Genomic DNA, 26010 nt, shown 5'->3' on the forward strand with positions numbered 1-26010 from the left:
ATCGGCACGAGGGCCCGGGGTCCTACCGGTTCCTGCCTGCGAGGCAAGCGCACGTCGGGGAACCAGGGCCGGTCACTGCCTCTCAGCGGGCCCCGGCTGGGAGGGAATCGTGCAGGTTCATGACGCGTTGGTCCCGCCAAGACAGTCAAAGCCACGCCGCCCCGCGGGAGGCGTTCGCGGGGGTCATCCCCGCCCCGGTCGCCGCGATCTCCCCGGCCGCCGTGCGCACCGGAGGGGCCCACTGGCACCGGCCCGGCCCTGGGCCGGTGTCCTCGGTGCGGTGAGGGGGGCGGCACCGGTTCCGATGGAAGGAGCCCCGTCGCATCCCCTGCCCTCCGGCCGGTTTCGGGCGTAGCCTGATGCCAGGGGATCGGGCCCCAGGAGCCGCAGACCGGCCCGGGCGCCGACCCGCCAGAAGGGGGGGCGTCATGGCCTCTGTACCGGTCAGTCCCGCGGGCCCGGAAGGACCGGAAGGCCCGCCTGAAGCCACAGCCCGGGGCGGGGCAGCACCCGGGTCCATGCCGGCCCCCTCCCCGGCCCGCGCGAAGAATCCCCCAACCACCAGGGCCGCGATGGTGTGGGCCGCCGCCGTGGTCGCCCTGCTGGCCCTGGTGCTGCTGATCGTCTTCATCCTGCAGAACCAGCAGCCCGCAAGGGTCCTGTTCCTGGGCCTGGAGGGCACCGTCGCCCTAGGCGTGGCGCTGCTGATCGCCGCCGTCGGCGGCGGGATCCTGGTCGCCGCGGCCGGCGCGGCCCGGATCGTCCAGCTCAGGTCCAACGCCCGCAGGGCACGCAAGGCCGGCACCAAGCCGTAGTTCCACCCCGGCGCCGGCACCGGCGCCACAGTCCAGGAAGAACCATGCACACCATCCCAGAACACGCCGAGGGCCTCCCCGCCGCATCGGGCGACGCCGCGGGCCCGGGGGATCCCCTCCGGGTAACCGGCATCGTCCTCAGCTCGCTTCCCTCTGACACCCTCACCCCCGAGGGCCCCCAGCGGTACACCGTCACCGCGTCCCTCTCCCGACGCCCGGATCCCCTGGAGATCGAATCTATCCACGACGAAGCCACCCAGCGGCATCTGGAGGAGGCCGGCTTCGGCCAGGCGGGCCTGCGGCTCGCGGACCGCCGGCTGCTGATCACCGGCACCAACCTCCAGGAGCTCAGGAACGGCCTGGCGCGCGTCGTCGGGACCATCGTGCGCACCGCCACCCTGGCGGCCCTGGCGCAGAAGGAGCTCGCCCGCCAAGCGCGGGCGGACCTGGACGAGGCCGAGCGCGAGCGGATCCTGCGCGTGGCCGAGGCGGCGGCCGCCATCGACTTCGGCCCCTGAGGAGGGAAACCATGGACGAAACCCGCAGCGCGAAGGGCCCGCGGCAGCCCGGAACCGACCAGATTCCCCAGCCCGCCCCCGAGCAGGCCCCCGGCGCCGAGACCGAGGCCGAGGACGAGGCCTGGGACAACGAGGGCGGACACGCCCCCTCCGCCCCCCGCGGGGGCGGGACCCCCGCCGCCCAGGAGCACAGCGGCCGAGGTTGACACGCCGTGGCGCAGCAGAAGCCTTCGACAGGATCCTGCTGGTCTACAACCCCTCCAGCCCGGACGCGGCCCGTCTGGCCAAGGAGCTGCGCGCCGAGCTGGGTGCGCGCCTGCCCGCTGTGCCGCTGGGCCTGTACCCCACGGCCTTCCCCGGCCACGGCCGGGCCCTGGCACGGGCCGCCGGAGGCAGCCGCCCGCTGCTGGTCTCCATCAGCGGAGACGGCGGGTACAACGACGTCGTCAACGGCGCCATGGACGCCGGCGGGACGGCGGTGTGCGCCGTCATGGGCGCCGGCAACGCCAACGACCACCGCCGCAGCACCCGCACCCTGCCCCTCGCCGAGGCGATCGTCCGCGGCGAAGTCCGCCGCATGGACCTCCTCCGCCTCACCGTCGGGGAGGGCCCCCGGGCGTGGTCCCGCCACGCCCACTCCTACGTGGGCTTCGGGCTCACCCCCCTCATGGCCATCGGCATCGAGGAAGGCGTCAAGGGCCGCTTCGCCGAACTGCTCTCCGTGGCCCGGGCACTGCCCGCCCTGGCGCCGATCGAGATCACCCGCCCCGACGGGGCCAGGGCCGTCCTGGACAGCCTGATCCTGGCCAACATCGCCCGGATCGCCAAGTACGGCCGGCTCAGCGAAGCAGGCTACCCGGAGGACGGGAGATTCGAAGTCCTCCTCCTGCCCCACGCGGCCAAGTGGCGCATCGGGCTCATGGCCCTGCGGGCCGTCACCGTCGGGCTCCGGGCCCAAGAGAGCGTCCCAAGCTACAGCTTCACCAGCACCGAGGCCATCCCCCTGCAGATCGACGGGGAGCTCATGGACGTCGGAGCCGGCACCCCCGTCCTCGTCGAATCCGCGCACCAGGCCCTGGCGACCCTGGGCTAGTGCCGCTGAGCGGTCCGCGGGCACCGTCGTCGCTCCCCATCAACCCCGCCGCTGCCGCTGCCTGCCGCGTCGTGCCCTCGGCACGGCCGCACTCGGTGCGTCCGCGCCCCATTGGCTGCGGCGCCTGCTGCAGCAGGCGATGGAGAAGGGGCTCCACTGGCTGCGCGGTCAGTGGATGAGGACGGAGACGAGGTTGATGGTGGTGGCCAGCACGATCGCCCCCAAGAGGTAGGACAGGAGGGCCTGCCGCAGCACCGTCCCGCGAACCGGGTCCGTGTTCAGGTCCGTGTCCGAGACCTGGAAGGTCATGCCCACGGTGAAGGAGAGGTAGGCGAAGTCCATGTACCGCGGCGGCTTGTCCTCGTTGAAGTCCACCCCTGCCCCATCGCGGTAGTAGATCGAGGCGTAGCGGAGGGCGAACAGGGTGTGCACCAGGAGCCAGGACAGGGCGATGCTGCCCAGGGCCAGGGCCACGATAGCGTCCTTGGCATGCGCCTGAGCGCTTGAGGCCTCGAGCAGGATCAGGGCGACCCCGGCGAAGCTGGCCAGGGTGGCGGCCAGGACCAGGGCGTCGGAGAACCCGCGGCCGGGGTCCTCCCGGCGTGCGTGGGCCGCCGTGGCCGAGGCGTCGAGGCGGCCGATGATGGCCCAGACCCAGACCAGGTAGGTGGCCGAGGCGGCTGCCCAGCCCAGCGCGGGCGCGTACGCCCAGTTCTCCAAGACGCCCACTGCCACCGCCGCGGCCAGCCCGACGGCGAGCATCACCGCCAGCCTCAGCCGGGAATGGTGCGGGAGCGAGTCGAAGTTCCGGGTCCGATCCTCGAAAGCCGCAGAAGAAGCGCCCATAGCCCGATCATCGCACGGGTCAGGCCACCGAATCGCCGGCCCCTCCCGGCCCGCTGCCCTCCCGAGCAGCCGGTCCCGGCTCAGTCTCGGTGCTCTGAAGGCCGGCGAGGGAGGGGCCGGCGGAGCCGTACTCGTCCAGGAGGTTGAAGGCTGGGCCATCCAGCGCGCGGCACGGTCCGCCCCAGCAGACCGCCATTTACCGATCGCGGAAAGCCGCCAATGAGCGCTCGAATCTACATGCAGGACGAGGGAACGCTGCCTGTCACACGCTTACGCATCGCCGCATTGAGGTCGCACGGGCGGCGTTCTCGAAACTCATCTGCACTAACCTCGTCGCTCTGCTTGTACGCGAGTCGACCGAGGCCACCTGACACACGCGGGGCTCCCTATGCCGGAGACGGAAGGTGCTGAACGTTGAAGTCTTCGTAAGTCGGCGAGCACCCTCCGGCCCCGGCATATTCACCGCCTCCGGGAATGTGTCTCTGGGAATGTGTTATGTCTCAGGAGATCTCGGACACTCGGGCGTCAACACATCCCGGACAGTTCTGGGGTCTCTGGTGTGGACACTTCTGCGGTCGAATAGACCGAGTGCCCGAAGCCGAATCCACCAGTTGACCCCCGTATCCGACTCGCGATCGCGCGCTGGCCCGATGACGCCCCCAGGGGCACGGTCACGACGTTCTGCGCTGAGCATGACATCGCAAGGAGCACGTTCTACGCGCTCCGCGACCGCGCCAAGGAGGAGGGGCAAGCCGCCGTTCTCGCGCCGAAGTCCAAGCGTCCGAAGACCAGCCCCCGTACCATCGCTGTTGACGTGAGGCAGCAGGCGGTCCAGGTGCGTGCCGCGCTGGAACCAGGAACATCACCGAAGCGCTCCGCTCGAGAGACCAGCAACCGGACGGCGAATACCGCCGCACCGTTCGCACGGACGGCCGCGTGAGCGTCCGCAACGTCGTCTACGGGGATCGGCAATGAACACATCGGCGAAGAACTCCACATCCTCGTAGTCAAGGCGACCGTGACGTTCTGGAGCACACGCACCGGGGAACTCGTTGGCGAGCACCCGCTCCCCGAACCCGGCGTGAAACACGTCGGCTACGTTCGCTGCAACCGCGCAGCCCGCCCCGAAGTGTCCACGATGTCTTGAGACATGAAATGTCCGAGATGTCCTGATGCAGAACTGTCCGGTATGTCCTGAGACATCACAGGCTTCTTCTGAATGGACGCATGCTACCGCCGGTAGGCGCTGCGCACCTGTCCCTCACAGGGGTGAGGGAGGCGGGCGTGAAAGGCGGTGTGACGCTGTTCCGCGGGGACGGGGCGGCGGCGCGCCGGTACGTTGAATCCGATCGCTCGCGCGCCGACGAGTACTACCTCGCCGACGCGAGCGTTGCCGAGTTCGTCCAGCTCGGCCCCGGCGGCGAGGTCACGGCGATCCGTGACCTCGCCCCGGAGGCGTACGCGGCGTGGGTGGACTGGGCGCACCCGCTGACCGGGGAACAGCTGGGGGTCCCGCGCAGGCCGGGCAATGACCGTCAGGGGTCGCCGCGGTTCGCGGAGATGGTGGTCAATGCCCCGAAGTCCCTCTCCATCGCCGCGGCCCTGCACCCCGGGGTGTCGGCCGCACTCGACGTCGCGCAGCGGGACGCCGCCGCGGAGATCCGCCGCTGGCTCGCCATCCATTCGGCGACACGGGTCGGGCCTCGCGGCGCGCAGGAGGTCGTGCCGGTCGAGGAACTGCATACCGTCGCGGTCGCGCACCGCACGAGCCGTGCAGGGGACCCGCACCGGCACATCCACCTCCAGATCGGCGCCCGCGTGCGCGCGGCCGGTGCCTGGCGTGCCCTCGACACGGCGGCGCTGTTCGCGCAGCAGGGCGCAATCCGCGCGCTCGGCACCGCGGTGATCGCCGCTCATCCGGTGCTGGCAGGGGTGCTGGACCGGCACGGGCTGACGCTGGATCCGGTCACCGGCGAGGTCGCCGAGTTGCGGCCGTTCAATGCGGTGATGAGCAAGCGGGCCGCGCAGGTTGAGCGCAACCTCGACCGCCTGACCGCCGAATGGGAGGCCGCGCACCCCGGCGTGACGCCCGGGCCGGTGGTCGCCGCGCGGTTGCAGGCGAAGGCGTGGGCGCACGAGCGGCCCGCGAAGAAACCGGCCAGCCTCGTCGAGGAGGCCGCGTGGGTCGCCGAACTCCGCCAGGCCGGATACGACCCCGCAACCCTGACGCGACCGGCCCGGCCCACGGTGGTTGCGCTCGAGGACCTCTCGATCGAGAAGATCGCAGCCCGCGCCCTCGACCGCTGCGCCGCCCGCGCCTCGGCATGGACCATGCACACGGTCACCGAGCACATCACGCACCTGGTGACCGAGCACGGCGTGCAAGCAGCCGGCGACGAGCTGCGGGAGTTCGTCGGGCTCGCGACCCGGCTCGCCCTGGAGGACTGCTTCTCGCTCCTGCCGCCCGGCGAGCGAGCGCGGGAGCACGTCGCACACCTCACGAGCGTCCGCGTGGTCGGAGCCGAGACGAGGCTCCGCGACCTCCTCGCCGCCCGCGCCGACGCCGAGCCCGAGCGTCCCGACCTCGGCCACCTCGCCCAGGCCGACGGCCTCGATCCGGACCAGCGCGCCGCGGCCGCGGCTGTTGCCTCGGCGGATCCGCTCGTCGTCGTCGAGGGCGCGGCCGGTGCGGGGAAGACGACGATGCTCGCCGCCGCGATCGCCGCCTCCGAGCGTGACGGGCGCCGGGTGCGCGTGCTCGCCCCGACGAAGAAGGCCGCCCAGGTCGTGGCCGAGGAACTCGGCGTGCCCGCGGACTCGGTTGCCGCCCTCGTGCACGCGCACGGCTGGCGGTGGAACGACGACGGCGTCTGGACCCGCCTTGCCCGCGGCGCGATCGACCCCGAGACCGGACGCAGCTACGACGGCCCGTCCACCGCCGCGCGGATCGATCGTGGCGAGCGGATTGTCGTCGACGAGGCCGGGATGCTCGACCAGGACAGCGCCCTCGCCCTGTTCACCGTTGCCAGGGAGTCGGGAGCGAGCGTCGCGCTGGTCGGCGACCGCGCGCAGCTCCCGGCGGTGGGCCGCGGGGGAGTGCTCGACATGGCAGCCCAGCTCCGCGGCCGCATCTGGCAGATGACCAGCGTGCACCGCTTCGCCGATCCCGCCTACGCGGACCTCACGCTCGCGATCCGCGACGGCCACGACCCCGGCGCCGTGTTCGACCAGCTCGCCGTGCTCGGACTCGTCCGCATCCACGCGAGCAAGACCGACGCCCAGGCGCACATCGCCGGCACCGCCCGGGACGGCGAGGCGATCACTGTCGCGACCGTCGAGGAGGCCACCGCCCTCAACGAGCGCATCCGCGCCCGCCTAGTAGAGCAGGGCATCGTCGACGACGCTCGCACAGCCACCGGCAGCGACGGGCTGAGCATCGGCGCCGGCGACCTGGTCCAGACCCGACGCAACGACGCCCGGCTCGGGGTCGCCAACCGGCAGACCTGGACCGTCCAGCAGGTCGACGCCGACGGGTCGCTCTGGGCGCGCGAGGCGGGCACGGGCCGAAGGCACAGCACCAGCGTCCACCTCCCGGCCGGCTACGTGGCCGAGCATGCGCACCTCTCCTACGCGGCGACCGCCTACGGCGTCCAGGGCACGACCGTCGCGGCCTCGCACACGCTGCTCACCGACCAGACCAGCGCGGCGGCCGTCTACGTCGGCATGACCCGCGGCCGCCAGACGAACCTGCTGCACGTCGTCGCCGAGAACCCCGCCGACGCCCGGGAACAGTTCATCGCTGCGATGGAACGCGACCGCGCCGACCGCGGCCTCGCCGTCGCCGGCGAACGTGCGGCGGAGGCGATCCGCGGGCTCGCCGACGACGGCCCAGCCAATCGTGTACGAGACGAAATCGCCGCTCTCGTCGCCCGCGCCGAGGCCGCCGAGCGCACCGCCGCACAATGGGCCGAAGTCACCGACCTTCTCGCCGCGACGGGCACACGCCGCCCGACACTGTTCCTCAGGGAGGAAAGACTGGCCGCCATGGCCCGCGTATTCGGCGTCGAGCACGTCCGCCGGGCAGCCGCGCGGTACGAACGCGCCAACCCCGACCGCGAAGCCCCTCGTTGGACAAAGGCCGCCCAAGACGCGCGAACCGAGGCCGAAGCGCTGAGATCGTTGACCCCTCGCGACGCCGTCGCCCGCATCGAGCGCACCCATGCAGCCGAGGCGCGGAGGGTCGCTGCCAGCAAGGCCCAGCTGGCCGACGCCGGGGGCCCGACCATCCGACGTCAGACACCCGCCAGCGAGGCTGGCGGCCGGAGCCTCTGAGCAAGGCAGCGAACGAGGTGCGGCGAGGTGACCACAAGGGAACGTGGATGTGAGAACTCTCTTCGTAGACGACTCCAACGACAGCACCCTCAAGATCGCCGAGCGGGGCCCTGGAGCGCCGAGCGAGAGACCCTTGGACAACGGCGTCCAAAGCACCACCTTCCAAGACCCAGACGGTCAGAGCGCCCTCGGCCCTGAACTTCAAACGCTCTTGAAACTCACCCCCACAGCCACCCACGAGGACCCCTCCCACGAGGACCCCTCACCCGGCCCCGTGCCGTCATCGAATACTCACCTGATTGACCAGCAGCGAACCACGATCAACCCCATATAATCGAAGGCGTGATCCAACCGGATCACCTAGAAATCACGGGAAAACCGTGAGTATCCAGTCTCACTCGATACAAACCGCAACCTTGTATCAAGGCTTCCAGAGGTCGCAGGTTCAAATCCTGTCCCCGCAACCAAGTAAAAGGCCCGGACCGACAATGTCGGTCCGGGCCTTTTGGCGTTCTTGGGGCAGTTACGAGTCCTGTCAGAGTTTGTCGAAGTCGGCTTCGTCGACGACGGGGTCTGCGGCGTCCGCTGTCTGCGCGTCCTTCCCGGCGGAGAGGGCTCCCTGCGAGGATCCCTGCTTGAGGGCAGCGAGCCTGGCTTCGACCTCGGTCTGCTCGCCAAGATCCTCGAGCTGGTTGAACTGGGCGTCGAGGCTGCTGGCCGCCAACTCCTGCTGCCCGCGGACCTTGGCCTCCTCCCGACGGACCTTCTCCTCGAAACGGCTCACCTCGCTCGTCGGGTCCATGATGTCGATGCTCTTGAGGGCGTCGTTCACCTGAGTCTGGGCGGCCGCAGTCCGGCTCCGGGCCACGAGTTCGTTTCGCTTCGTGGTGAGTTCGTTGAGCTTGCCCTTCATCTGGTCCAGGCCGGTCTTGAGCCGATCGACTACTTCACTCTGGGACGCGATGGTCGGCTCCGCGGCCTTTGCCTCGTTCTCTGAGGAGATCTGGCGCTGTAGGGCCACCTTCGCGAGGTTGTCGAACTTCTGGGCGTCAGCGGCATTTCCCGCAGATCGGAACTCGTCGGCCTTCCGAGATGCGGCGAGCGCTTTGTTGCCCCAGTCCTGGGCGGCCTTGACGTCCTCGGCGTGGTCGTCCTGCAGCATGCGCAGGTTGCCGATGGTCTGGGCGATCGCGGATTCTGCCTCCGCGATGTTGTTGCTGTAGTCGCGGACCATTTGGTCCAGCATTTTCTGGGGGTCCTCCGCCTGGTCGAGCAGCGCATTGATGTTGGCCTTTGCCAACTGTGTGATGCGCCCGAAGATCGACTGCTTTGCCATGGTGTGGTGCTCCCTTCCCTGGCCCGGCATGAACGCCGCGGCCCGTTGTGGTCTGTTCTCTTTCGTTCAGAAGCTTCCGCCGTCGCCGCCGAAGTTGCCCCCGTCCCCGCCGAAGCCCCCGCCTCCGAAGCCTCCGCCGAAGCCGCCGTCACCGCCCCAGCCGCCGCCACCCCAGCCGTCGCCGTGGTGGCCGCCGCGCAGGATGTTGTCGATGAGGATTCCGCCGAGGATCGCCCCTCCGATTCCGCCGCCGTAGCTGCGTCCTCCGCCCATGCCGATCCCTCCGAACCCGGAGAACTGCTCGACGTCCTGCTGGGCAATTTGGGCTGCCTGCTGCGCAAGCGTGGTCGCCTGCTGCGCGTAGGCAAGTGCCGAGGTCGGGTCAGTCTGCGCGATGCTCAGCGCATAGTCGAGGTTGCGCTGCGCCTCTGCGAGCCGCGTGCGCGCCTCCGTGCCGACCCCTCCGCGACGTGCCTCGATGTAGTCGCTGGTGGCTCCGATGGTGTCCTGCGCAGTGCGGATCGCCTGCTGGAGAGCCGCAGCCGCCCGCTGAGCCTGCTGTTCTCGGTTGCGTGCCCCCGCCAGAACATCGTCGAGTTGTTGGTGTGCTTTCTCGATGCGCGTCAAGAGGGAGACAGGGTCGACCTTGGGTCCAGCGAGCTCTTGCTTGGCCTGAGCGAGGGCGGACTCGACGCCAGCGATCGGGCCGGCGAGCTCGGCATGCTGCTGGCCCTGGGCCATGGCTTTGGCTTGGGCGAGGTCGTTCTCGGTGTCGGCGATCGCGCCGTCAAGGCTCGTCCGCGCAGTGTCGAGGGCGGCTGAGGCCTTGTCGATCGCGTCGAGAAGGACACCGCTCTGATGAAGCGCCTCCTCTGCTGCCCGGACGGATACCGCTGCTGGCCCAGTCTCCTTGGCCGCGAGCTGCTGGCGTGCCTGAGCCGAGGCGGACTCGACGAAGGCAAGGCGATCCTTCGCCTGAGTGATGTTGTCGGACACCTGGCGGACGGCGGTCTCCGAGTACTGTGCGCTGAGGGCGGCCAAGGTGTTTTCGGCCCCGGCGAGTCGGGCGGTCGCCTGCTGGACGCCTCCGGAGACGTTGTCGAGGGCGGCAGGAGCCGTGCGCTCAAGTTCACGGAGCGCGTCGAAGTCTGCCTTCTGGTCGGAGAGCGACTGGATAGCAGCCTGTGAGCGGTTGATGATCTCGCCAAGCCAAGCGCGCTGTTGCTGCTCGGTGTCGGGAATGTGGTCATCGAGCTGTTGCTGAAGCTTGAAGGACTCGCTCAGTTGCGCCTTTGCATCAGCGAGTGCCTTCGTGAAGTTTCCCACGGCGTCTGCGCCATAGGAGGCCTCGGCGAAGCCAAGCTCCTGTTCGCTCGACTTGATGATGTCATCCGCCCGGACCAGGAGCGTGCTGGCGCGCTTGCGGAGTTCTTCGACGGGAACGCCGGCGAGCGGGTCGGAGGGGCCGGCTGGCGACGAGGTGCCGAGCGCGCGCGACTTCCTGCGGCGGGAGAGGGCATAGGCCCCGGCGGCTCCGGCGACGACGACGCCGGCGCCCACGAGGAGGGGAGTCGCGTCGATGCCCGACGAGACAGCCCCGCTGCCGCCGCCTGCGGCGTCGCCGACCGCCTTCGCGGTGTCGACGGCGGCCTGCGCGTAGTCCTTCTTGCCGTTGGCGAGGTTGGGTGTGATCGCGTTCTGGGCGATGGTGCTGATCTTCGGGTAGACCTTGGTGTTCGCCGTGCTGGCGACGAGCTCATACTGGCCCGCCTTCGCGACGGCGAGGAGCACATCGGAGGTTCCCATCCCCTTGTTCTTGGCCACGGCCTGTGCCCAGGCCGCACGGTCACTCGGGTTGGTGAACGAGTCGACGATCACGACGTAGAGGTTCAGCTTGTGCTGGGACAGGAGGTCTGAGATCGCCGCCTGCACATCGGATTTGCGTGTCCCAAGTGCGCCGCTCGGATCGACAATGTTGCTCCCGGAAGGAATTGCCACGGGGTCCGTGGCCCACGCGGGGGCGGCGGCCGGCATCAGCGCGAGCATCAAAGCGCCGACGGCAGTCAGGAGAGTCTTCAGCGTGGATCGCACTGCACAGCCCTTCACTCGGCTCCGGGATCGGTTGCCCCGGAAGGCCTCAGCGCCCCCAAACTCGGCCAAGTGCCGCGGGGCCGCTGTGGCGTGTCGTTTCGATTCTAGGGGCGGCTTTCTGCGGGAATCCACCGGTCGCCGGTGCGCCCCGAGCGAACAGGACGAACGGGCGACGACGTAGGATCGTTGGGCCTCTAGGTGGGGCTTCGGCTTTCGGCTGGCTTCCAGATACCTCTCAGAAAACAAATGAGTCGCGCACAGCATCGCGGTCCATAGTTGTAGGCAGGACACGAAAGGATGAGGAGCATGAGCGAAACCCCAGAGAGCCCGGCCCCGGACCGCGGCCAGGCGACAGAGGGCGGAGCGGCGCCGGAGCGTTCTAGCGTTGCCCCGCACGGTGCGGAGGGTCGGCCGGGCGCCGACACTACGCCGACGGCACCGATCCAGGGTTCCGGACAGCATTCGTCGGCGCAGAGCCAGGGCTCCGCGTCGCAGCAGGGCCAGCAGCCCTCATCGGCTTCCGCCCAAGGACAGTACGGCGCCCAAGGACAGTACGGTCAGCCGGCGCCCCGCTACGGCCAGTACGGTCAGCCGGCCCAGCCAGGCCATGCGCCCCAGCAGGGGCAGTACGGCCAGCAGGGACAGCAGGGCCAAGGGCAGCAGGGCCAGTACGGGCAGGGACAGCCGGGACAATCGCCGTATGGACGCCCGACGAATCCCTATGGGCAGCCGTCCGGCCCTTACGGCCAGCAGTACCCCTACGGGCAGGGCGGCCAGGGAGGCTCTTCCTTCGCCCCGCCCACGTCAGGTCGCTCGGGACAGCCGCGCCGGTGGGGCACGGGAGTGCTCGTCGCTGGCATGCTCGTGGCGGGGCTCGTCGGCGGCGGCGTCGCGGCTGGCGGTTACTCTCTTGTCGCCCCGCGTGCTGCGTCTGTCGGGACGACCCAGAACAGCCCCGTCATCGTCAACAACCAGAACAGCGTCAATGCTGTGACAGCGGCTGCTGCCAAGGCATCACCGAGCGTTGTCACGATCGGTGTCACGTCTGGCAACTCGCAGGGCACCGGGTCAGGAGTGGTCCTCGACAACGCGGGGCACATCCTGACCAACACCCATGTCGTGACGCTCGACGGGCAGGTGGCGAACCCGACCATCGAGGTTCGTACGAATGACGGCAACGTCTACTCGGCGACCGTCGTCGGCACCGACCCGCTCTCGGACCTCGCAGTCATCCAGATCAAGGGCGCGAACCTGACGCCGATCACGATGGGCGACTCGAGCAAGATCAACGTCGGCGACACGGTCGTGGCCATCGGCGCGCCACTCGGCCTCGACAACACCGTGACGGACGGCATCGTCTCGACGCTCAACCGGACAATCTCGGTCGCGTCGTCGGCCGCTCCGCAGGGCGGAAGCGACCAGTCGCAGGGCCAGGGCCAGGGGCAGGGCGGGCAGGGCTTCCAGTTTGCGCCTCCGTTCGGCCAGTCTCAGCAGTCGCAGGCTCAGAGCACGATCAGCATCAACGTGATCCAGACTGACGCGGCGATCAACCCGGGCAACTCGGGCGGTGCGCTCGTCAACACCAACGGTCAGCTTGTCGGGATCAACGTCGCGATCGCCTCGACTGGCAGCAGCACGAGCAGCACGAGCCAGAGCGGCAATATCGGCGTCGGATTCAGCATTCCGATCGACTTCGCCCAGCGCATCGCCCAGGAGCTGATCTCGACCGGCAAGGCGACGCACGGCCAGCTCGGCGTGTCCGTGCAGCCGGCCGCACCGAGCGGCAACTCGAACTCGACGTTCTCCGTCGGCGCCCAGGTCGCCCAGGTTACGAGCGGTTCGCCGGCCGACAAGGCCGGCATCAAGGCCGGCGATGTGATCACCCACTTCGGTGACTTCGCGATCAGCGATGCGAGTGGCCTCACTGCTGCGGTCCGTCAGACCGCGCCAGGCACAACTGTGAAGGTCACGCTGAACCGCAGCGGGCAGAGCAGGACTGTCGATGTCACGGTCGGCACCGCCTCGTCCTGATCACCGGGACCGAAGGTGCTGAGTAGCACCAAGAAGGCTCCGCTCGCGTTCCTCACAAGGACCGCGAGCGGAGCCTTCTGCCGTTGACGACGGTCCGGTTCTGCCGAAACGGGGAACCGTACCGCGTCGTTTCATGACATTTCGTGGCGTTCCGTGACGCTTCCGCGGGTTCGGGCAGTCCGCTTGGCCCTTCGCGTGTCACTGCCAACGCGTATGGTTAGCTAAGGTTCCGGGAGCGCGATGCGTGCCGGAGCCAATCGCGGTCTGACCGCGAAAACCAGCGCCATCGGGCGCCACCAAGCGACGGACGCAACACTACGGAAGGTCCTCAACCGTGGGAGACACCCTCAAGATCGTCGTGCTCGTCAAGCACGTCCCTGACGCGCAGTTCGACCGTCATATCGGTCCGGACCGCACGCTAGAGCGCTCGGAGAGCATTCTGTCGGAGCTTGACGAGTACGCGCTCGAAGCCGCGCTCCAACTGAGCGAGGCCCGCGGCGGCGAGAAGGCCGGCAACCAGGTCATCGCCCTCACCATGGGAACCCCGGACGCAGCCAACGCCCTCAAGAAGGCGCTCCAGATCGGTGCGTCGTCCGGTGTTCACGTGACGGATGAAGCTCTGGCGGCTTCGGATGCATGGGCAACGTCGCTCGTGCTCGCTGCGGCGCTCCGCGAGATCGGCGACATCGACCTAGTGCTCGCGGGCATGGCCTCGACGGATGGCGAGACGTCGCTCGTCCCGGCTCAGCTTGCCGAACGGCTCGGCCTCCCGCAGCTCACGTTCGCGTCGAGCCTCGAGATCGAGGGGCGAACGGCCGTAATCCGCCGGGACGGCGGGACGACCTCCGACACCGTCGAGGCGGACCTTCCGGCGGTCGTGTCGGTCACCGACCAGATCAACGAGCCGCGCTATCCGAACTTCAAGGGCATCCTCGCCGCGAAGAAGAAGAAGATAGCGACGTTCAGCCTCGCGGACCTCGGACTCGACGCGGGGCAGACCGGCTCCGCGGGTGCGCTCACTCGGGTTGAGCAGGCCGAGCCCCGGCCCGCGCGCACGGCGGGAACCATCATCACCGACGAGGGAGACGCCGGCATGAAGCTCGTCGACTTCCTGGCCGCCCAGAAGCTCGTCTAGAGGAGAGATGACCATGACTTCAACACTCGTCTACCTCGACGTCATTCCTGCCGAGGGCCTTGGGAAGCCGCAGCTCGAGCTCCTCGCCGCGGGCCGCATACTCGGCCCGATCTCCGCTGCGGTCGTCACGCAGCCGAGCGACGCCGTCGTGCGCGAGCTCGGCGAGCACGGCGTAGAGACCGTGTACACGCCCGGTGACGCGGATCTCTCGGGGTATCTTGTCGCCCCACAGGCCGCTTGGCTCGCAGCGGTCGCGTCGGCCGCTCAGCCGGGCGCCGTCGTCCTCGACAACTCCTTCGAGGGCAAGGAGATCGCGGGGCGCCTCGGCGTGCGGCTGGACGCGGGCGTCATCACCGACGTGGTCGCCCTTGAAGGGGACGGGACTGCCCACAAGACGGTTCTCGCCGGCTCCTACGAGGTCAGCGCAAAGGTTACGAGCCCGGTCGCCGTGTTCGCCGTCAAGCCAGGCGCAGCTGAGGCTGCTCCAGCGCCCGTCGCGGCGTCCCCTGCCGTGAAGGCGATTGAGGTCCCGGAAGGTGCGTTCGCCCGCGCCGCACGGATCACCGCCCGCACGGATCGGCCTCGAAGCGGCCGTCCTGAACTGACGGAGGCAGCGATCGTCGTTGCCGGTGGGCGGGGGACCGACGGCGACTTCGGGCCGATCGAGGATCTCGCCGACGCTCTCGGTGCCGCGGTGGGCGCCTCCCGCGCAGCGACCGACGCCGGGTGGATCAGCCACGACTTCCAGGTCGGGCAAACGGGCAAGACTGTCTCCCCCCAGCTCTATATCTCGGCTGGCATCTCCGGGGCGATCCAGCAGAAGGCTGGCATGCAGACCGCGAAGGTCATCGTCGCCGTCAACTCTGATCCCGAATCGCCTGTCTTCGAGATCGCGGACTTCGGGGTCGTCGGCGATCTGTTCAAGGTCCTTCCTCAGGCCACTGAAGAGATCAAGCGGCGTCGAGCCTAGTGGCCACTCCTCGGGTCGGCCTGCCCGGACCACAGGACGTGCGGAAGGTCCTGGCCTTCGGTGCGCATCCGGACGATCTGGACTTCGGCGTGGCCGGGACAGTCTCGGCGTGGGCGGCCCAGGGCGTCGAGGTGCACTACGGCATCATGACCGACGGCGACGCCGGCGGTTTCGACCCGGCTCACCGTGCTGAGATCGTCGCGATGCGCCGCGACGAACAGCGCGCGGCAGCCGCTCGCGTCGGGGTGAGCGAGGTGCATTTCCTCGGTTACCCCGACGGCTACCTCGAGCCCACGCACGAGGTGCAGCGCGACGTCGTACGCCTCATCAGGATGCTGCGCCCCGACATCGTCGTCGCCCAGCATCCCGAGCGCAACTGGTCGAGCCTCCAGATGTCCCACCCGGATCACCTCGCGAGCGGCGAGGCCGTGACGCGGGCCATCTATCCCGCTACCGAGAACCCGTACGCGTACCCGGAGCTCGAGGAAGCGGGATTCGCTGCCTACCGCGTCCCATGGCTGTGGCTGTACGGAGCCCCGGACGAGCGCATCAACCACGTCGTCGACATCACGCAGCAGGTGGAGGCGAAGCTCGAGGCGATTCGCGTTCATCTGAGCCAGCATCCCGATATCACGGCCACGGAACGCTTTGTCCGCGCCAAACTCGCGGCTACTGCGGCTGCCGGGGACCTTGAACCGGGCGCACTGGCCGAGGCCTTTCACATCGTCGCGGTTAATTCCCCGGAGACCATCGCTGGATTCTGACGCGCCTGCAGCGCCCGGGAGGCCGCGGGCCGCCTAGAGCTGCGCGCCGGCGTAGCCGTTCTGCCGCCACGCCTCGTACACGGCGATCGAGGCGGAGTTCGCAAGATTGAGGGAACGTCGCGCCGGGACCATGGGCAACCGGACGCACGCTGTGACTCTGGAGTCCGCGAGGACGTCCTCGGGAAGGCCCACGGATTCGGGGCCGAAGAACAGGACGTCGCCGGGGGCATATTGGACGTCGGCGAAGGGCGTGTCACCGTGCGAGGTGAACGCGAACACCCGCGAGGGCAGGAGGGCCGCGAACGCGTCGTCGAGGTTCTTGTGCACGGTCACCACGGCGAGGTCGTGGTAGTCGAGTCCCGCACGCCGCAGCTTCGTGTCCTCGAAGTCGAAGCCGAGTGGTTCGACGAGGTGGAGCTCTGACCCGGTCACAGCGGCGAGGCGAATGGCGTTGCCGGTGTTGCCCGGAATCTCGGGGGTGTAGAAGAGGATGCGGAACACGCCCTCCATCCTAGGCGCCGCAGGTTCCCGGCTAGTGCAGGCCTGTCAGCAGCCGGGCGAGAGCCGGCACGTAGACGACGTTCGGCTGTGGCCCCGAGGCGAGGAAGAACTTGAGTTCGCGCACGAACTTCGAGGCGTTGAGGGGCTTGATCCCGCCCGTCACGCTTCGGTGCACGTCGATGACGGGCTGGTGCAGGCTGGGGTCCGGAGTCTGGACGAGCACGAACCCGTGCACGTTGAGCTCGGAAAACACCTCCTGGAAGTACCGCACCTGGCTCGCGAGCAGAGGGGGAGCCGCGGCTCGGCCTCCATGGAGGAGATGAGTGCCGTCCCACGCGTAGTTGCCGACGGGGACGAGCATCGAGTCGACGAGCGCGAGCCGGTACCCCGCAAGCACTGCGTGCGCTACATACGAGCTTCCGTCGGGCGAACGGAGACCGTTGACGAGCCGGGCCGAGGGGATCTCCGCGAGGATGTTGCGTCGTATGAGGGCCGCCGTCCGCTGCTCTCGCTCGATCCTCGCCCCCGCGCCGAAGATCCCGCGTCGCCGCGGTTCGCCATGTTCGGGCCGCCGAGCCAGGTCGCGCGGCACCAGCGGCACGGCTCCCTCCGAGAACGGCGGCTCGTACACGGCCGGTTCGCCGGCGAGGTTTCGCTGGGGGCGGCTTCCAGGAGACCTGCGGTGGGCGGCGAATCCTGGGGTGGCGTACGACGGCGGGCGGGCGCCGCCGTCGTCCGTCCCACCTGGCCCCGCGCTCCAGGCGGGGGCCGCGGGCTCCTGTTGGGGGGACGCCGCGAAGTAGCTACGGTTGTATGACTCCCGACGCTGGGCGTCCGAGAGCACCTCGTAGGCGAGGGTGACGCGTCGGAATTCCGCCGGATCGCCACCATGGTCGGGGTGATGCACGCGGGCCGCGCGGCGGTAGGCGGCCTTGATCTCCTGGAGCGAGGCAGTGACCGGGACGCCGAGCACCTCGTAGTGGGAGGGCAGGCCAGGCGTCATGAGTCAATCCTAGGCGGCGCACTCGGCCGCTGTTCCCACACGGGCGCAGGGGCATCCTCGTGCGCGGGCCTACAGTTGAAGGGTGCCCGTGTATCTTGACCACGCTGCCACGACTCCCGTGACACCCCATGCCCTCGCTGCCTTCACCGAGGAGGCTGCCCGCGGAGGCAATCCGTCCTCTCTTCATGCAGCCGGCCAGCGGGCACGGCGCGCGCTCGAGGACGCGCGAGAGTCACTCGCGGCGTCGCTTGGTGCCCACCCGTCCGAAGTGATCTTCACGTCCGGAGGCACCGAAGCGGACAACCTCGGGGTCAAGGGAGTCTTCTGGTCGCGCCGAGACACAGATCCGCGGCGAAAGCGCATTCTGTGCTCCAGCATTGAGCATCACGCGGTCATGGACACGGTCGAGTGGCTCGAGCGGCACGAGGGGGCCGAAGCCGTCTGGCTTCCGTGCGATGCGAGCGGTACCACGAGCGTCGGCGCGGTCCGCGCCGAGCTCGAGCGTGACGCCGAGAGCATTGCCCTCATCGCAGTCATGTGGGCCAACAACGAGGTCGGCACTCTCCAGCCGGTGGCCGAGATCTCGGCGCTCGCGGCCGAATACGGTGTTCCCATGCACTCGGACGCCGTCCAGGCGTTCGGCCACGTGCCACTCGATTTCGCTTCATCGGGCCTCGCGACGATGGCGGTCAGCGGGCACAAGGTCGGCGCACCGGTCGGCGTGGGGGCCCTCGTTGTCCGCCGGGACGCGACGGTCACTCCGGTTCAGCACGGTGGCGGCCAGCAGCGGGGGCTCCGCTCAGGGACCCTCGACGCTGCGGGTGCTTCGGGGTTCGCCGCCGCGGCCACCGATGCCGTTGGGCGGGTCGAGCAGGAGGGTCCGCGCCTGGCGGCGCTTCGGGACAGACTCGTCGAAGGAGTGCGCGCCGCCGTCCCCGAGGCCCGTTTGAGCGGCCCGTCCGACGGCGCACTGCGGCTTCCCGGCATCGCCCACTTCACGTTCCCCGGGTGCGAGGGGGATTCGCTCCTCTTCCTCCTCGACATGATGGGCGTCGAGGCGTCGACAGGTTCGGCCTGTACCGCGGGGGTCCCGCGGCCCTCGCACGTCCTGCTCGCGATGGGGCTCGCCGAAGAGGAAGCGCGGGGTGCTCAGCGCTTCAGCCTCGGCTGGTCGTCCATCGACGACGACGTCGATGCGCTCCTCGCCGTCATCGGCCGGGCCTTCGAGCAGGCGCGCCAGGCCGGGATGGCCGGGCACGAGAGCACGATCAGGACGGCGTCGGTTCGTTAGGACTTCACGGCACGAACGGGCTTCACGCGAGGAGAGGGCCTCGCGCCGCGAGCTCAGCGAGCGGAACCGTCGGGTCGGCGAGGCGGGCCTCGTCGACGGCTGCCCTCGACGCGATGAGCGCTTTGAGGGCCTTCTGGGAACGCTGAGTGGTGACGTTCATGACAGCAATGTCTTCCTCAGTGGCCTTGCCCGCCGCCAACGATCACCATGCCATGTTCGTCCATGACCCGCCTCCGCATGGCCCGCCCCCGCCGCTAGAATAGACCGGTGCGAGTTCTGGCAGCCATGAGCGGGGGAGTTGATTCGGCGGTCGCCGCGGCCCGTGCCGTAGAGGCGGGGCACGACGTCGTCGGTGTCCATCTTGCCCTGTCCCGTATGCCGGGAACGCTGCGGACGGGCAGCCGCGGCTGCTGCACTATCGAGGACTCGAACGACGCGTGGCGCGCGTGCGACAAGCTCGGAATCCCCTTCTATGTGTGGGACTTCTCCGAGCGGTTCAAGGCGGATGTCGTCGACGACTTCGTCGCGGAGTACGCAGCGGGCAGGACGCCGAATCCGTGTATGCGCTGCAATGAGCGCATCAAGTTCGCAGCCCTCCTCGAGAAGGCACTGGCCCTCGGCTTCGACGCGGTCTGCACTGGCCATTACGCCAAGGTGATCCGCGACGCCGAGGGGAATCCCGAGCTGCACCGTGCTGCCGACTGGGCCAAGGACCAGTCCTACGTCCTCGGCGTGCTGACGCGCGAGCAGCTAGAGCACTGCCTCTTCCCGCTCGCTGACACCCCCACAAAGGCAGAGGTGCGCGCGGAGGCCGAGCGGCGCGGGCTCTCTGTCGCCAAGAAGCCGGACAGCCACGACATCTGCTTCATCTCCGATGGCGACACGCGCGGCTGGCTTGCCGACAAGATCGAGATGGTCTCGGGCGACATCCTTGACGAGAACGGGCAGAAGGTCGGCGAGCACAGCGGCGCCAACGCCTTCACGGTGGGGCAGCGTCGCGGACTCCGACTCGGCCGGCCCGCTCCCGACGGAAAGCCAAGGTTCGTCCTTGAGGTGCGCCCCAAGGACAACGCCGTCGTCGTAGGGCCCGAACAGCTCCTTGCAGTCGATGAGATCCGGGGGATCCGCATCTCCTGGGCGGGTGTTCCGCTCGCCGAGGCCGCGTCGGGGGAGGAGTTCGCGTGCGCGGCCCAAGTGCGCGCACACGGAGAGCCTCTGCCGGCCAAGGCGCGGGTGGTTCCTCGCGAGGAAGCGGGCGGCGTTGATGGGGCGGACGACGGCGTGCTCGTCGTCACGCTCGAATCGCCCCTCCGCGGGGTCGCACCCGGGCAGACCATTGTGCTGTATCAGGGCACGAGGGTGCTCGGCCAGGCGACGATCGACGCCGCGCGCTCGCTCTCGCGCCCCGCTCTCTGAGGCCGCTTCCCTTCCCGCTCTGAGCGCCGTCGTCGTCCTCCTCCACGGGGTTCTTGTCGCTGGTTGACCAGCAAGATGTGAATCTATCGTTTCAATCTCCTCAAACGAGGCTTTCAGATCGCCGAAAACGTGATTGAATGCTGTGTGCACTCGGGCTGTGCCCTGTATCACAGGCGACGCGAGCCCAGAACTTCGAAGAGAAGGTCACCAAACCCCATGCGCAAGACCACCTCAGCCGTACGGAGCACCCTAGCGCTCCTCGGCATCTCTGCGCTGGCTCTGACGGGCTGCACCGGCCCGTCCGGAGGCAGCTCGGCCCAGAGCGGCTCCTCGAGCGGCGGCTCGATCACCGTCGGAACGACCGACAAGGTCACGTTCCTCGATCCCGCCGGCTCTTACGACAACGGCTCGTTCATGATCATGAACCAGATCTACCCGTTCGTCATGAACTCGAAGCCCGGCAGCGCGGACCCCCAGCCCGACATCGCGACCTCGGCCTCGTTCACGTCCCCGACGGTCTACACGGTCAAGCTCAAGAGCGGGCTCAAGTGGGCCAACGGCGACACGCTCGATTCGACGGACGTGAAGTTCTCGTTCGACCGCCAGCTCAAGATCAACGACCCCAACGGCCCCGCCTCGCTCCTGGGCAACCTCGCGAGCGTGGACGCGCCGGATCCGACAACGGTGGTCTTCCACCTCAAGCAGGGCAACGATCAGACCTTCCCGCAGGTCCTCACGAGCCCGGCAGGCCCGATCGTCGACCACAAGGTGTTCCCGGCCGACAAGGTGATGAGCGACGACGACATCGTCTCGAAGAAGGCCTTCGCCGGTCAGTACACGATCACGACCTACCAGAAGAACCAGCTGGTGTCCTTCAAGGCGAACCCGGACTACCAGGGCTTGCTCGGAAAGCCCGCGACGGACACGGTCAACCTCAAGTACTATGCGGACTCGAACAACCTCAAGCTCGACGTCCAGCAGGGCAACATCGACGTCGCGTCGCGCTCGCTGACCGCGACCGACGTCGACAGCCTCGCCAAGGACTCCAAGGTCAAGGTCTACAAGGGCCCGGGCGGCGAGATCCGCTACATCGTGTTCAACTTCGACACCATGCCGTACGGCGCGAAGACCCCCAACGCCGATCCCACCAAGGCCCTCGCGGTCCGTCAGGCGATGGCCGATCTCGTCGACCGCGAAGCGATCGCGCAGCAGGTCTACAAGGGCACCTACACGCCGCTCTACTCGTACGTCCCGGACGGCTTCCCGGGCGCGACGACGCCGCTCAAGAGCATGTACGGGGACGGCAACGGCAAGCCGAGCATGGACAAGGCCAAGCAGGCCCTTCAGGCAGCTGGCGTCCAGACGCCCGTGAGCATCAACCTCCAGTACAACCCGGACCACTACGGCACGTCCTCTGGTGACGAGTACGCGCTCGTCAAGCAGCAGCTCGAGGCCTCCGGCCTGTTCAAGGTCAACCTCCAGTCCACGGAGTGGGTGACCTACTCGAAGGACCGCACGAAGGACGTCTACCCGATGTACCAGCTCGGGTGGTTCCCGGACTACTCGGATGCGGACGACTACCTCACGCCGTTCTTCACGGAGAACAACTTCCTGAAGAACCACTACTCGAACACCACTGTCCAGGACCTCATCTCCAAGGAGGCCACCAACCCGGACAAGTCGTCCCGAGAGCAGCAGATCGGACAGATCCAGGACGACGTCGCGAAGGACCTTGCGACGCTGCCGCTCCTCCAGGGCGCGCAGATTGCCGTGGCCGGAACGAGCGTCAAGGGCGTCGACACGACGCTCGATCCGTCGTTCAAGTTCCGCCTCGGCGTGCTCAGCAAGTAACCGGCCTTCGGCCCAGCCAAAGCAGCGGCGGGATGCCACAGCGTCCCGCCGCTGCTGTGCGGAGGAACCACCCTTCGGAACCACCCGCCAAGGAACCACCCGCTAAGGAAACACCCCCGTGACTGCACTCATAGAGACGCCCCCAGAGGCCGCGGGCGTACCCGCCCCGGCCGCCAAGCGCAAGGGCGGCGGACTCGCGACCTACCTCATCATCCGCTTCCTGCTGATCTTCCCCACGATCCTGATCCTCGTGACCATGGTCTTCTTCCTCATGCGGATCACGGGCGATCCGATCACGGCGGCCCTCGGCGGCCGCCTCCCCGCGGACCAGCTCGCCCAGCGCATCCATGAGGCCGGCTACGACCGTCCGATCATGGTCCAGTACTTCCAATACCTCGGCCAGATCTTCACCGGCAACTTCGGCCGCACCATCTCGGACAATCGCGCCGTGACCGAGATGCTCGCCACGTTCGGCTCGGCCACGCTCGAGCTGGCCATCAACGCCGTCGTCGTCGCCCTCATCGTCGGCATCCCGCTCGGAATGATCGCGGCGCACCGCCGCGACAAGACCCCGGACGCGGTGCTCCGCATCTTCGCGATCCTCAGCTACGCGACCCCGGTGTTCTTCGCGGGTTTGCTGCTCAAGCTGGTCTTCTCGGTGTGGCTCGGCTGGCTCCCGGTCGCAGGCCGCGCCTCGACCTCGACCGAGATCGCCCTGACAAGCCTCGCCCAGCCGACCGGCATCTACTGGCTCGACGCCCTCCGAAGCGGGAACATGGCTGCCTTCTGGGACGTCGAGTCGCACGCCATCCTCCCCGCGCTCGCGCTCGGCCTCCTCACGGCTGGCGTGTTCCTGCGTCTCGTGCGCACCAATCTGATCGGCACACTGGGCAGGGACTATGTCGAGGCAGGCCGCTCGCGTGGCGTGAGCGAGTTCCGTCTCGTCACGCGGCACGCGTACAAGCCCGCGCTCATCCCGATCATCACCGTCATGGGTCTGCAGATCGCGCTCCTGCTCGGCGGCGCCGTCCTGACCGAGACGACATTCGAGTGGAAGGGCCTGGGCTTCCAGCTCGCCCAGTACCTCACGGCCCGCGACTTCGTCGCGGTGCAGGGCATCGTCGTCCTGCTCGCCGTGATCGTGGCCGTGACCAACTTCATCGTGGACGTCGTCGCCGCGCTGATCGACCCGAGGGTGAGGTACTGATGACCACGCAGACCCTTCCGCAGCTCGAGCGGCGCGAGCCGCTCTGGACACGACTGCCCGTTCTCTCCCACGTCCGCAACAGCGTGGGCCTGCAGCGCGGGATGCTCATCGCGGGCCTGGTGCTCACGGTGGTCTTCCTGCTGATGGCGCTCCTCGCACCGTTCATCGCCCCCTACGGCTTCTCCCAGATCTCGGACGCCAAGGGTGATTTCCCCACGCAGGACCCGCCGAGCGCCCAGCACATCTGGGGCACCACTGTCGGCGGATTCGACGTGTTCTCCCGCGTCGTGTGGGGCGCTCAGACGGCGGTGCTCGTCATCGTTGTCGCGGTGGCCCTGTCGATCTTCGCCGGCGTCGCCCTCGGCCTCGCCTCCGGGTACATCGGCGGATGGCTCGATCGCGTCCTCGTTGTCGTCGCCGACGCCGTCTACGCGTTCCCGTCGCTTCTCGTCGCGATCGTCATGTCGATCGTCATCAGCCACGGGCAGTCGAGCCTGTGGGGCGGCATTCTTGCGGCCGCGATCTCGATCACGGTCGTCTTCATTCCGCAGTACTTCCGCGTCGTGCGCGCGGAAGCCATTCGCCTCAAAGCCGAGCCGTTCGTGGAGTCGGCGAAGGTCCTGGGTGCGTCGAGCTGGCGGATCATGGCGCGGCACATCTTCCGCAACGCGACACGGAGCATCCCGCTCATCTTCACGCTCAACGCCTCCGAGGCGATCCTGACTCTCGCAGGCCTGGGCTTCCTCGGCTTCGGCATCGAGCCTACGAGCGCCGCCGAATGGGGCTTCGACCTCAACAAGGCGATCAGCGACGTCACCGCCGGCATCTGGTGGACCGGCGTGTTCCCTGGCCTTGCAATCGTGCTGACGGTGCTCGGCCTCACGCTCGTGGGCGAGAGCATGAATGACCTCGCCGACTCGCGGCTGCGCACGCGCGGCCGCGGCCGCAGACAGCGCACGACGACGGCGGGCACCTCCGAGTCTGGGGCGCCGCAGACAGGTGCCGTACCGGGCTATGCGGCGAGCACCGAAGCATCAAGCGGCCAAGAAGGAGGCCAGGCGTGAGCGAACAGCTTGACGTGCGTCCCGCGGCACAGCCGGAGACCGTGCTGGACATCGATGACCTCGAGGTCTCGTTCGCAACGGATGCGGGGGAAGTCCGCGCCGTGCGCGGTGTGAGCCTGGACGTGAAGGCGGGCGAGGTCGTCGCCGTCGTCGGCGAGTCCGGCTCGGGCAAGACCGTGACCGCGAAGACGATCCTCGGCCTCCTGCCCGAGACCGCCACGAGCTCGGGCGCGGTGGTGATCAAGGGCCAGAACGTCGTCTCGATCACCGCCGCGAAGCTGCGCGAGCTGCGTGGCCGGGACGTGGCCATGGTGTTCCAGGAGCCCTCGACAGCGCTCAATCCCGTCTTCACCGTGGGCTGGCAGATCATGGAGGGCATCCGCGCCCACAGGGCGCGGCAGGGCGGGGGCGGAGAGGGCCACCGGGTGGGCCGCAAGGAGGCCCGAGAGCGGGCCATCGAGGCGCTGCGGAAGGTGGGCATCCCGGATCCGGAGAAGCGGGTGGACTACTACCCCCACCAGTTCTCGGGCGGCCAGAAGCAGCGCGTGGTCATCGCGGCCGCGCTCGCGCTCGATCCCGAGCTCATCGTCGCCGACGAGCCGACGACGGCGCTCGATGTCACCGTCCAGGCGGAGATCCTCGAGCTCCTGCGGGACCTGAGGGACCTGTACGGGACCTCGATCGTGCTCATCACCCACAACATGGGCGTCGTGGCGGACCTGGCCGACCGGGTCGTGGTCATGTACCAGGGCGAGGTGGTCGAGGAGGCGCCGGTCCGGAAGCTCTTCGCCGAGCCGCGCGAGGACTACACCCGCCAGCTCCTGGCCGCCGTGCCGCATCTCGGGCGCGACTCCGCCTCCGAGGGCGCGACCGAGCGGCTGCACCAGGGCGGGGAGGTCCTCGTCGAGGCCAAGGGGCTCGAGATCGTCTACCCGGGCCGGCTCGGCTCCCCCGCCTTCCGTGCCGTCGAAGGGGTTTCGTTCACGGTCTCCGCCGGCGAGGTGTTCGGACTCGTGGGCGAGTCCGGGTCGGGCAAGACGACGATCGGGCGCACGATCGCCGGGCTCAACCGGGCCACGGGCGGGAGCCTGAAGGTCCTCGGGCACGAGATGGTCGGGTTCCGCGAGCGGTCTTTCCGGCCGCTGCGGAAGGAGATCGGGTTCGTGTTCCAGGATCCGGCGGCCTCGTTCAACCCGCAGCTGACGATCGGCGAATGCGTCGCTGAGCCGCTCGTCGTGCACCTGCGCCCCCAGCCGGCCCAGCTGCGTCGGCGGGTCGGCGAGCTCCTCGAATCGGTGCAGCTCCCGGCGTCGTACGCGTCGCGGTACCCGCACGAGCTCTCCGGTGGGCAGCGCCAGCGCGCCTCGCTCGCCCGTGCGCTCGCGCTCGAGCCGCGCCTGCTCGTGGCGGACGAGCCGACCTCGGCTCTGGACGTCTCGGTCCAGGCCAAGGTGCTCGAGCTTTTCCGAGAGATCCAGGCCGAGCTCGGCTTCGCTGCCCTGTTCATCAGCCACGACCTCGCGGTCGTGGACCAGCTGAGCCACTGGGTTGGGGTGCTCTATAAGGGCAGGCTCGTCGAGCAGGGGATCGGCAGCCGCGTCATGAACAATCCGCAGGACGCGTACACGAAGCGGCTCATCGCCTCGCTGCCCGTCCCCGACCCCGTTCAGCAGGCAGAACGCCGCGTCGCGCACCGCGCACTGCTGGGCGGCTGATCCGAGCGGGAAACGGAGCGCGAGGACGACG

General features: G+C 68.8%; 23 protein-coding genes. 17 read left to right on the forward strand and 6 right to left on the reverse strand.

Going from position 1 to position 26010, the window contains the following annotated elements:
• The first annotated feature begins 119 nt into the window (after positions 1–119).
• From L0M17_RS06365 to L0M17_RS06385, 5 genes are all read left to right on the forward strand, one after another.
• Positions 120–284, forward strand: a complete 165-nt coding sequence (locus L0M17_RS06365; RefSeq protein WP_241052999.1) for a hypothetical protein — start codon at positions 120–122, stop codon at positions 282–284.
• Positions 285–518: 234 nt separating this feature from the next.
• Positions 519–815 (forward strand): LapA family protein, encoded by a 297-nt coding sequence (locus tag L0M17_RS06370; protein ID WP_308196822.1) that lies wholly within the window; start codon positions 519–521, stop codon positions 813–815.
• Between the two features lie 44 nt (positions 816–859).
• Positions 860–1333, forward strand: a complete 474-nt coding sequence (locus L0M17_RS06375) for a hypothetical protein (protein WP_241053002.1) — start codon at positions 860–862, stop codon at positions 1331–1333.
• An 11-nt stretch (positions 1334–1344) separates the two neighbouring features.
• The gene (locus tag L0M17_RS06380; RefSeq protein ID WP_241053005.1) at positions 1345–1539 is read left to right on the forward strand and encodes a hypothetical protein; all 195 of its coding nucleotides are present in this window, start codon (positions 1345–1347) and stop codon (positions 1537–1539) included.
• On the forward strand, positions 1536–2426 hold the full coding sequence (locus tag L0M17_RS06385) for a diacylglycerol/lipid kinase family protein (RefSeq protein WP_241053007.1): 891 nt from the start codon (positions 1536–1538) through the stop codon (positions 2424–2426). The genes L0M17_RS06380 and L0M17_RS06385 overlap by 4 nt, the downstream gene beginning before the upstream one ends.
• Before the next feature lie 168 nt (positions 2427–2594).
• Here the strand turns inward: L0M17_RS06385 and L0M17_RS06390 are convergent, their stop codons facing one another.
• Entirely contained in the window at positions 2595–3272 is a 678-nt protein-coding gene (locus tag L0M17_RS06390) for a DUF1345 domain-containing protein (protein ID WP_241053011.1), read from the reverse strand.
• Positions 3273–4568: 1296 nt separating this feature from the next.
• Between L0M17_RS06390 and mobF the strand changes: the two genes are divergently transcribed.
• Positions 4569–7604 (forward strand): MobF family relaxase, encoded by a 3036-nt coding sequence (gene mobF, locus L0M17_RS06395; RefSeq protein WP_241053012.1) that lies wholly within the window; start codon positions 4569–4571, stop codon positions 7602–7604.
• A 43-nt stretch (positions 7605–7647) separates the two neighbouring features.
• Complete coding sequence (locus L0M17_RS06400; RefSeq protein ID WP_241053014.1) at positions 7648–7938, forward strand: hypothetical protein; 291 nt, start codon at positions 7648–7650, stop codon at positions 7936–7938.
• A gap of 201 nt (positions 7939–8139) precedes the next feature.
• On the opposite strand, the gene L0M17_RS06405 is transcribed toward L0M17_RS06400, so the two are convergent.
• On the reverse strand, positions 8140–8940 hold the full coding sequence (locus L0M17_RS06405; protein WP_241053015.1) for a PspA/IM30 family protein: 801 nt from the start codon (positions 8938–8940) through the stop codon (positions 8140–8142).
• 66 nt (positions 8941–9006) lie between these two features.
• On the reverse strand, positions 9007–11031 hold the full coding sequence (locus L0M17_RS06410) for a TPM domain-containing protein (protein ID WP_372497994.1): 2025 nt from the start codon (positions 11029–11031) through the stop codon (positions 9007–9009).
• Between the two features lie 306 nt (positions 11032–11337).
• Here L0M17_RS06410 and L0M17_RS06415 point away from each other — a divergent pair, with 306 nt between their 5' ends.
• The 4 genes from L0M17_RS06415 (at position 11338) to L0M17_RS06430 (ending at position 15931) form a co-directional block, all read left to right on the forward strand.
• Complete coding sequence (locus L0M17_RS06415; protein WP_241053016.1) at positions 11338–13062, forward strand: S1C family serine protease; 1725 nt, start codon at positions 11338–11340, stop codon at positions 13060–13062.
• A gap of 334 nt (positions 13063–13396) precedes the next feature.
• Positions 13397–14197 (forward strand): electron transfer flavoprotein subunit beta/FixA family protein, encoded by an 801-nt coding sequence (locus tag L0M17_RS06420; RefSeq protein WP_241053020.1) that lies wholly within the window; start codon positions 13397–13399, stop codon positions 14195–14197.
• Positions 14198–14210: 13 nt separating this feature from the next.
• Positions 14211–15167 (forward strand): electron transfer flavoprotein subunit alpha/FixB family protein, encoded by a 957-nt coding sequence (locus L0M17_RS06425; protein WP_241053023.1) that lies wholly within the window; start codon positions 14211–14213, stop codon positions 15165–15167.
• 38 nt (positions 15168–15205) lie between these two features.
• Positions 15206–15931, forward strand: coding sequence for a PIG-L deacetylase family protein (locus L0M17_RS06430; RefSeq protein ID WP_241053025.1), 726 nt, complete (start codon positions 15206–15208; stop codon positions 15929–15931).
• Between the two features lie 33 nt (positions 15932–15964).
• Here the strand turns inward: L0M17_RS06430 and L0M17_RS06435 are convergent, their stop codons facing one another.
• Positions 15965–16432, reverse strand: a complete 468-nt coding sequence (locus tag L0M17_RS06435; RefSeq protein WP_241053028.1) for a tRNA (cytidine(34)-2'-O)-methyltransferase — start codon at positions 16430–16432, stop codon at positions 15965–15967.
• Between the two features lie 31 nt (positions 16433–16463).
• Positions 16464–17435 (reverse strand): J domain-containing protein, encoded by a 972-nt coding sequence (locus L0M17_RS06440; RefSeq protein WP_241053030.1) that lies wholly within the window; start codon positions 17433–17435, stop codon positions 16464–16466.
• An 82-nt stretch (positions 17436–17517) separates the two neighbouring features.
• On the opposite strand from L0M17_RS06440, the gene L0M17_RS06445 reads away from it, so the two are divergent.
• On the forward strand, positions 17518–18726 hold the full coding sequence (locus L0M17_RS06445) for a cysteine desulfurase family protein (RefSeq protein WP_241053033.1): 1209 nt from the start codon (positions 17518–17520) through the stop codon (positions 18724–18726).
• Between the two features lie 22 nt (positions 18727–18748).
• On the opposite strand, the gene L0M17_RS06450 is transcribed toward L0M17_RS06445, so the two are convergent.
• On the reverse strand, positions 18749–18886 hold the full coding sequence (locus tag L0M17_RS06450; protein WP_241053034.1) for a hypothetical protein: 138 nt from the start codon (positions 18884–18886) through the stop codon (positions 18749–18751).
• Positions 18887–18993: 107 nt separating this feature from the next.
• Here L0M17_RS06450 and mnmA point away from each other — a divergent pair, with 107 nt between their 5' ends.
• The 5 genes from mnmA to L0M17_RS06475 all read left to right on the forward strand — a co-directional run bounded on the left by mnmA (position 18994) and on the right by L0M17_RS06475 (position 25979).
• Positions 18994–20142 (forward strand): tRNA 2-thiouridine(34) synthase MnmA, encoded by a 1149-nt coding sequence (gene mnmA / locus L0M17_RS06455; protein WP_308196823.1) that lies wholly within the window; start codon positions 18994–18996, stop codon positions 20140–20142.
• A gap of 216 nt (positions 20143–20358) precedes the next feature.
• On the forward strand, positions 20359–21993 hold the full coding sequence (locus tag L0M17_RS06460) for an ABC transporter substrate-binding protein (protein ID WP_241053037.1): 1635 nt from the start codon (positions 20359–20361) through the stop codon (positions 21991–21993).
• A gap of 118 nt (positions 21994–22111) precedes the next feature.
• On the forward strand, positions 22112–23200 hold the full coding sequence (locus tag L0M17_RS06465) for an ABC transporter permease (RefSeq protein ID WP_241053040.1): 1089 nt from the start codon (positions 22112–22114) through the stop codon (positions 23198–23200).
• Positions 23200–24264 (forward strand): ABC transporter permease, encoded by a 1065-nt coding sequence (locus tag L0M17_RS06470; protein ID WP_241053042.1) that lies wholly within the window; start codon positions 23200–23202, stop codon positions 24262–24264. The genes L0M17_RS06465 and L0M17_RS06470 overlap by 1 nt, the downstream gene beginning before the upstream one ends.
• Complete coding sequence (locus tag L0M17_RS06475) at positions 24261–25979, forward strand: dipeptide ABC transporter ATP-binding protein (RefSeq protein ID WP_241053044.1); 1719 nt, start codon at positions 24261–24263, stop codon at positions 25977–25979. The genes L0M17_RS06470 and L0M17_RS06475 overlap by 4 nt, the downstream gene beginning before the upstream one ends.
• The last annotated feature ends 31 nt before the right edge of the window (positions 25980–26010 follow it).

The sequence above is a fragment of the Sinomonas terrae genome, from assembly GCF_022539255.1.
Classification (GTDB): Bacteria; Actinomycetota; Actinomycetes; order Actinomycetales; family Micrococcaceae; genus Sinomonas; species Sinomonas terrae.

Excerpts from the sequence above, each read along its gene's own strand:
- L0M17_RS06365 (WP_241052999.1), top strand. The coding sequence starts at position 120 with ATGACGCGTTGGTCCCGCCAAGACAGTCAAAGCCACGCCGCCCCGCGG.
- L0M17_RS06370 (WP_308196822.1), top strand. The coding sequence starts at position 519 with ATGCCGGCCCCCTCCCCGGCCCGCGCGAAGAATCCCCCAACCACCAGG.
- L0M17_RS06375 (WP_241053002.1), top strand. The coding sequence starts at position 860 with ATGCACACCATCCCAGAACACGCCGAGGGCCTCCCCGCCGCATCGGGC.
- L0M17_RS06380 (WP_241053005.1), top strand. The coding sequence starts at position 1,345 with ATGGACGAAACCCGCAGCGCGAAGGGCCCGCGGCAGCCCGGAACCGAC.
- L0M17_RS06390 (WP_241053011.1), bottom strand. The coding sequence starts at position 3,272 with ATGGGCGCTTCTTCTGCGGCTTTCGAGGATCGGACCCGGAACTTCGAC.
- L0M17_RS06405 (WP_241053015.1), bottom strand. The coding sequence starts at position 8,940 with ATGGCAAAGCAGTCGATCTTCGGGCGCATCACACAGTTGGCAAAGGCC.
- L0M17_RS06415 (WP_241053016.1), top strand. The coding sequence starts at position 11,338 with ATGAGCGAAACCCCAGAGAGCCCGGCCCCGGACCGCGGCCAGGCGACA.
- L0M17_RS06425 (WP_241053023.1), top strand. The coding sequence starts at position 14,211 with ATGACTTCAACACTCGTCTACCTCGACGTCATTCCTGCCGAGGGCCTT.
- L0M17_RS06440 (WP_241053030.1), bottom strand. The coding sequence starts at position 17,435 with ATGACGCCTGGCCTGCCCTCCCACTACGAGGTGCTCGGCGTCCCGGTC.
- L0M17_RS06450 (WP_241053034.1), bottom strand. The coding sequence starts at position 18,886 with ATGAACGTCACCACTCAGCGTTCCCAGAAGGCCCTCAAAGCGCTCATC.
- L0M17_RS06460 (WP_241053037.1), top strand. The coding sequence starts at position 20,359 with ATGCGCAAGACCACCTCAGCCGTACGGAGCACCCTAGCGCTCCTCGGC.
- L0M17_RS06470 (WP_241053042.1), top strand. The coding sequence starts at position 23,200 with ATGACCACGCAGACCCTTCCGCAGCTCGAGCGGCGCGAGCCGCTCTGG.